Origin of the sequence: Teichococcus aestuarii, from assembly GCF_042651065.1 — a bacterium.
Classification (GTDB): domain Bacteria; phylum Pseudomonadota; class Alphaproteobacteria; order Acetobacterales; family Acetobacteraceae; genus Pseudoroseomonas; species Pseudoroseomonas aestuarii.
This window is the reverse complement of record NZ_JBHSCH010000158.1, coordinates 1-1,189: the sequence shown is the minus strand read 5'-3', so window position 1 is coordinate 1,189 and position 1,189 is coordinate 1. Positions and strand designations below refer to the sequence as shown.

The 1,189-nt window shown below is 67.3% G+C and carries 1 protein-coding gene; it reads right to left on the bottom strand.

What is annotated here, in order from left to right; genetic code table 11:
• Position 1 precedes the first annotated feature (1 nt).
• Positions 2-1,189 carry an elongation factor Tu gene (gene tuf / locus ACFOY6_RS24120; RefSeq protein WP_109517967.1) on the bottom strand — a complete coding sequence of 396 codons (1,188 nt, stop codon included), beginning with the start codon at positions 1,187-1,189 and terminating at the stop codon, positions 2-4.

Below are 1,189 nucleotides of genomic sequence, written 5' to 3'. Positions count from 1 at the left end.
CTTACTTGCTGATGGAGGCGACGACGCCGGCGCCGACGGTGCGGCCGCCCTCGCGGATGGCGAAGCGCAGGCCCTGGTCCATCGCGATCGGCGCGATCAGCTCGACGTCCATCGCCACGTTGTCGCCCGGCATCACCATCTCGACGCCCTCGGGCAGCTTCACCACGCCCGTCACGTCGGTCGTGCGGAAGTAGAACTGCGGGCGGTAGTTGGTGAAGAACGGCGTGTGGCGGCCGCCCTCTTCCTTCGTCAGGATGTAGGCCTCGGCCTTGAACTGCGTGTGCGGCGTGATCGAGCCGGGCTTGGCCAGAACCTGGCCGCGCTCCACGTCCTCGCGCTTCGTGCCGCGCAGCAGCGCGCCGATGTTGTCGCCCGCCTCGCCGCTGTCGAGCAGCTTGCGGAACATCTCGACGCCGGTCACCGTCGTCTTCACCGTGGCCTTCAGGCCGACGATCTCGACTTCCTCACCGACCTTGACGATGCCGCGCTCGACGCGCCCCGTCACCACCGTGCCGCGGCCCGAGATCGAGAACACGTCCTCGACCGGCATCAGGAACGGCAGGTCCTTGGCGCGCTCCGGCTGCGGGATGTAGCTGTCCACCGCCGCCATCAGCTCGAGGATCGCGTTCTCGCCCAGCTCCGGGGACTTGTCCTCCAGCGCCATCAGCGCCGAGCCCTTGATCACCGGGATGTCGTCGCCCGGGAACTGGTAGCTCGACAGCAGCTCACGCACCTCCATCTCGACCAGCTCCAGCAGGTCGGGGTCGGCCATGTCGCACTTGTTCAGGAACACCACCAGCGCCGGAACGCCAACCTGGCGCGCCAGCAGGATGTGCTCGCGCGTCTGCGGCATCGGGCCGTCGGCCGCCGAGACCACCAGGATCGCGCCGTCCATCTGCGCCGCGCCCGTGATCATGTTCTTCACGTAGTCGGCGTGGCCGGGGCAGTCGACATGCGCGTAGTGGCGGTTCGCCGTCTCGTACTCAACGTGAGCGGTCGAGATCGTGATGCCGCGCGCGCGCTCCTCGGGAGCCTTGTCGATCTGGTCGTACGCCGTGAACGACGCACCGCCCGACTTCGCCAGAACCTTGGTGATCGCCGCCGTCAGCGACGTCTTGCCATGGTCCACGTGCCCGATCGTACCAATGTTGCAGTGCGGCTTGTTCCGCTCAAACTTAGCTTTCGCCAT

Bases quoted from the DNA above. Each gene is read 5' to 3' on its own strand.
- tuf (WP_109517967.1), bottom strand. From the start codon at position 1,189: ATGGCGAAAGCTAAGTTTGAGCGGAACAAGCCGCACTGCAACATTGGT.